5 protein-coding genes and 2 rRNA genes (2 of these 7 running past the window's edge) are annotated in these 5000 nt (G+C 37.4%); 2 read left to right on the top strand and 5 right to left on the bottom strand.

Translation table 11 applies throughout. The features are described from left to right. Positions 1-783 (top strand): 23S ribosomal RNA (locus tag M1D66_RS25715); it begins 2139 nt to the left of the window's first position. 48 nt (positions 784-831) lie between these two features. Further along, positions 832-947 (top strand): 5S ribosomal RNA (rrf, locus tag M1D66_RS25710). 76 nt (positions 948-1023) lie between these two features. Here rrf and M1D66_RS25705 read toward each other — a convergent pair. The 5 genes from M1D66_RS25705 to M1D66_RS25685 all read right to left on the bottom strand — a co-directional run. Next, the gene (locus tag M1D66_RS25705; RefSeq protein ID WP_242554901.1) at positions 1024-1482 is read right to left on the bottom strand and encodes an ASCH domain-containing protein; all 459 of its coding nucleotides are present in this window, start codon (positions 1480-1482) and stop codon (positions 1024-1026) included. A 354-nt stretch (positions 1483-1836) separates the two neighbouring features. Beyond that, on the bottom strand, positions 1837-2634 hold the full coding sequence (uppP, locus tag M1D66_RS25700; RefSeq protein ID WP_086384898.1) for an undecaprenyl-diphosphate phosphatase UppP: 798 nt from the start codon (positions 2632-2634) through the stop codon (positions 1837-1839). Between the two features lie 17 nt (positions 2635-2651). Next, entirely contained in the window at positions 2652-3389 is a 738-nt protein-coding gene (locus M1D66_RS25695; RefSeq protein ID WP_000247719.1) for an ABC transporter permease, read from the bottom strand. After that, a complete protein-coding gene (locus M1D66_RS25690; RefSeq protein WP_000074581.1) occupies positions 3382-4311 on the bottom strand; it encodes an ABC transporter ATP-binding protein in 930 nt (309 codons plus the stop codon). The genes M1D66_RS25695 and M1D66_RS25690 overlap by 8 nt, the downstream gene beginning before the upstream one ends. Positions 4312-4379: 68 nt before the next feature. Next, positions 4380-5000 carry the 3' portion of a sensor histidine kinase gene (locus M1D66_RS25685; RefSeq protein ID WP_000845328.1) on the bottom strand. The gene runs 393 nt beyond the window's last position, so the window shows 621 of its 1014 coding nt (coding positions 394-1014); its start codon lies off the right edge, out of view — the gene reads right to left on this strand; it ends in the stop codon at positions 4380-4382.

The following is a 5000-nucleotide window of genomic DNA, read 5'->3' as shown; positions in this document are numbered from 1 at the left end:
ATAGGCGGGAGCCATTGAAACCGGAGCGCTAGCTTCGGTGGAGGCGCTGGTGGGATACCGCCCTGACTGTATTGAAATTCTAACCTACGGGTCTTATCGACCCGGGAGACAGTGTCAGGTGGGCAGTTTGACTGGGGCGGTCGCCTCCTAAAGTGTAACGGAGGCGCCCAAAGGTTCCCTCAGAATGGTTGGAAATCATTCGTAGAGTGCAAAGGCATAAGGGAGCTTGACTGCGAGACCTACAAGTCGAGCAGGGACGAAAGTCGGGCTTAGTGATCCGGTGGTTCCGCATGGAAGGGCCATCGCTCAACGGATAAAAGCTACCCCGGGGATAACAGGCTTATCTCCCCCAAGAGTCCACATCGACGGGGAGGTTTGGCACCTCGATGTCGGCTCATCGCATCCTGGGGCTGTAGTCGGTCCCAAGGGTTGGGCTGTTCGCCCATTAAAGCGGTACGCGAGCTGGGTTCAGAACGTCGTGAGACAGTTCGGTCCCTATCCGTCGTGGGCGTAGGAAATTTGAGAGGAGCTGTCCTTAGTACGAGAGGACCGGGATGGACGCACCGCTGGTGTACCAGTTGTTCTGCCAAGGGCATAGCTGGGTAGCTATGTGCGGAAGGGATAAGTGCTGAAAGCATCTAAGCATGAAGCCCCCCTCAAGATGAGATTTCCCATAGCGTAAGCTAGTAAGATCCCTGAAAGATGATCAGGTTGATAGGTTCGAGGTGGAAGCATGGTGACATGTGGAGCTGACGAATACTAATAGATCGAGGACTTAACCATATAATATGTAGCAATGTTATCTAGTTTTGAAGGAATATGCCTTCATAGTTTGGTGATGATGGCAGAGAGGTCACACCCGTTCCCATACCGAACACGGAAGTTAAGCTCTCTAGCGCCGATGGTAGTTGGGACCTTGTCCCTGTGAGAGTAGGACGTCGCCAAGCAAGCTTAAGACGAGTCAGAATGACTCGTCTTTTTTGTGTTTTATAAAAATAAGAATGGCTGGTAAATCTCAGTTTATTAAAATTTCACTTTATTGTTCACATCAACAAGTTCAAAACGCTCACAGACGAGTAACATATCTTCAGAGAAATTAAGACCAAGCTCATTTAATTCCTTTGTAAAAAAACGAACATGGGTGTCTCTCCAGTAATTATAAGTACGATCTCCTTCGCCTTCAGCGATAGCGAATTCTTCGCTTACTTCATTCATTGGTGTTACAGTTACTTCTATTGTCTTAATAATAGCTGCAGGTTCATCATTACTATTGAGTATAATACTATAATCATTAGTAGTCGGTAGCGATTCATGTTCTAATTCATAAAAAACGAGACCGGAGCATGTAGCTGTTTTAATACCGTCAATTACTAGTTGTGCAAGATAATTAGGGGCATCCCCAAATTGCCAAGCTGTAACAGATTCTGGTTTTTTGTTGTTTCTCCAATAAGTATCCCAATATGTCTGTGCTAATTGATTCATTTTTATCGTCACCTCACTCTAATTAATATTTAGTCTCTTTATAATTCCTAGGAAATTTACTTATTTGTTATGCCTTTGTACTCATTTTTAATTTGTATTAGTGTGTTGCAAATTAAAAAGATACTATGTGGAGTGAATATAATTTGTAAATATGTTCTGTACATATATGGGATCTTTAAATTTCTAATTGCATTTTATGATAAAAGATATAGTTACTTAAAGAACGTTCAGATTATGAATGATAGTTTATTATCACTATGCCATATTGAAGTGAGTAATACTAGAGTTAAAATAGATAAAAAAACCGATATTCTAAATTGAATATCAGTTTAATAATATGTGACTTATATGAATCTATAGCAATACGAAAAGCGTAAATAAGATAGCCAACAAAATACGATAGTATGCAAAAGGTTTTAAACCTATCTTCTCTAAAAGCTTTAGAAAAGTTACTACCGCTAGCATCGCTACTATAAAAGAGGTAATGAATCCTACCGCAAACATAGGGATGTCATCGACACTTAAATACTTCCAACTTTTTAGTAAGTCTAAGCCTGTCGCCCCAATCATTACAGGAAGAGCTATTAGAAAAGAGAATTCAGATGCAGTCTTATAATTTACTTTTGCTAATAGACCTCCAGAGATAGTAGAGCCAGCTCTAGAGAAGCCAGGGTATACCGCTAAGCACTGAAATAATCCGATTGTTAAAGCTTGGCGGTATGTTAAATCGTCCAGTGAATAGGCTGCTGCCGCTTTCTTTTTTACTTCTGCAAAGATCATAAGAATTGCCCCTGCTACAAGTCCGATCACAACAGTGTATGGCTGGAATAAGTATGTTTTAATAATATCATGTAGTAGCAAACCAGCAACCACTGCCGGAAATACGCCAAGAAATACATGGAGCGCATTGAATTTTTTTTCTTTCTGTATAAGAGGTTTAATATTACATAAAGAAACGAGACGTTTATGATATAAAATTGCAATAGCTAAAATTGCGCCTAGCTGAATAACAATTTCAAACGTTTTTGCTCTTTCTCCCTCAAAGCCTAATAAATGCCCGACTAATATAAGGTGACCAGTAGAAGATATAGGTAAAAATTCAGCTAATCCTTCTACAATACCGAGTATGAAGGCAATAATGATATCGCTCATAGTTTCACTCCTATACATTAATGAATGTCTACTTTTTTAAAATAGAATAGTGTTGCAATAAATCCGGAAATTGTCGTTACTGCAATGATGATATAAGAATACTCTGGTGGATATGTCGGTTGTAATTCGTTATTTGCGATATCTAGAGTAGCGGTCCACGGAAATAAATCTTTATGCTTGGAGTTTACGAGCATAAGATTAGTCATTGTAATAATGACTGTTAATATAATGGGTGGTACATAGCTCTTCATTACAAGAGTTAGTAGCACAATAGGTGAAGACAATAGAAAGAGAAGTCCACCACATATTAAAAATTCTAGGAAAGAACCTAAAAGTAAAGAAATGTTAAAACCAGGGAAGTTCCCCAATAGCCCTAATATTAAAGTAAGTGCCCAAGCGACTAAAGTTAGCATCATAATCCAAAGAAAGAGAATGATGAATTTACTTATAATAAAGCTAATGCGCGACACGGGGATAGTTAGTAAATTTTTCAGTGTATCTTCTGTATATTCGCGGGTAAGCAAATAAGCAACCACTACTCCATATAAGGGGAATCCTATAACTAAAGTAGTATATAAGTTAACGTCAGTGAATAATTGATGGAACCAAATAGTTGGAGTTGGCTGTTTTGTTTTTATATGTATATAAGAGGCTACTACAACTAAGAAAGGTGCGACACCAGCACCAATAATGCTAATTAAAAACATATTAGAGCGTTTTAGCTTTAAGAGTTCTGTATAGAGTAGATTAACCAATTGTTCCACCTCCAACTAGTTTGGTGAAATAATCTTCTAGTCTATCTTCGCTTATCATCATTTTTAATACTTCAATATCATTAAGAACAAACGTTCTGTTTATGTATCCTTGTTGTCCAAAATGAGAGTAAATACGAATATTTCCTTCATCATGTACTTCATAATCAAAAATTTGAAGATGATTTTCTAATAACATCACAGCTTTATCGTCATTATTCACTTGAAACTCTATGTACTTACGGTTTGCTTTGCGCAGCGTATCAAGAGAAACTTCTTCTAGTAACTTTCCTTCATGAATAATTCCGATACGATCGACTAACTGTTCTACCTCGGCTAATATGTGACTAGAAATGAGTATTGTTATATTTCTTTCTTGAGCTAAAGAATGAATAAGTTTTCGCATTTCTTTAATACCAATAGGGTCTAGTCCGTTAGTTGGTTCATCTAATATGAGTAGCTCAGGATAATGGAGAAGAGCACGTGCAATTCCTAAGCGTTGCTTCATTCCTAAAGAATACTTTCCTACTAACTTTTTTGTCTCATGCTGCAAGCCTACTATTTCTAATGCTTCTTCGATAGCATTCTTTTTGTGAACCCCAATTATCTTTGCATTAATTAATAGGTTTTCTTTTGCAGTTAAGTTTTCATAAAATCCTGGAACTTCAACTATAGAACCAATTCTGCTTAAAATATCTTTTTGATTTTGGAATAAGTTCTCTCCGAATATTTCAATCGTTCCACTTGTAGGCTTTATAAGACTAAGTAGCATACGAATGGTTGTTGTTTTACCAGCACCGTTGCGGCCTATGAAGCCATAAATCTCCCCTTGTTGAACATTAATATTTAAATTATCTACTGATTTTTGATTGCCATATACTTTAGTAAGGTTAGTCGTTTTTATAATTGTATTTATAGGAGACACCTGCTTTCTATAAGTTCTTACTTACATCATAAAAAGGAAGGCTTAACTGCATATTAATCATTTCTTAACTATTTCTTAAAAGTATTGTGCTTTGGAATAGAAAAGCCAAAAGTAGTTCGTTTCCATGGAGTACTTTCAACCCATATATGTCCACCGTTTTTCTCAACAAGCGCTTTGGAAATAGAAAGCCCGAGACCGCTACCACCAAATGAAGAGTTTCTTGATTGTTCGCTTCGGTACATTCGCTCAAATACGTTTTGTAAATCATGTTTTGGAATACCAGGGCCTTGATCCCAAATGTGAAGTTCGTATTCTGCATCAGCTTCTAGCAATTCGACTCCTATTGTTTTCCCATCCTTTCCGTAATAAATTGCATTTTTCATTAAATTACCGATAATCCGCATAATGCTTAGATGATCTGCGATGATAGGACAAGTAGATTCTGGTATGAGAATTTGCAGTTCGATGTTATGTTTTGAGAGCTCAGGTAAAAATTCAATCAAAACTTCTCTAGTAACTTCAGAAAAGTCGAGTTCTTCTTCTTTTAGTGGAAATTCATTAGCGTCTAGCTTCGCCATATTGAATATTTCATCAACTAGGTGCTTTAAGTTATTTGATTTCATATAGAGTATTTTAAGATATTCTTGTTTTTCTATTTCAGAAGCAGCAACTCCGTCTTTCAAAGCATC

Source organism: Bacillus sp. PK6-16 (assembly GCF_056530295.1).
The sequence above is the reverse complement of the archived record's forward strand: the minus strand, read 5'-3'. Positions and strand labels throughout refer to the sequence as shown.

Bases quoted from the DNA above. Each gene is read 5' to 3' on its own strand.
- M1D66_RS25705 (WP_242554901.1), bottom strand. From the start codon at position 1,482: ATGAATCAATTAGCACAGACATATTGGGATACTTATTGGAGAAACAAC.
- uppP (WP_086384898.1), bottom strand. From the start codon at position 2,634: ATGAGCGATATCATTATTGCCTTCATACTCGGTATTGTAGAAGGATTA.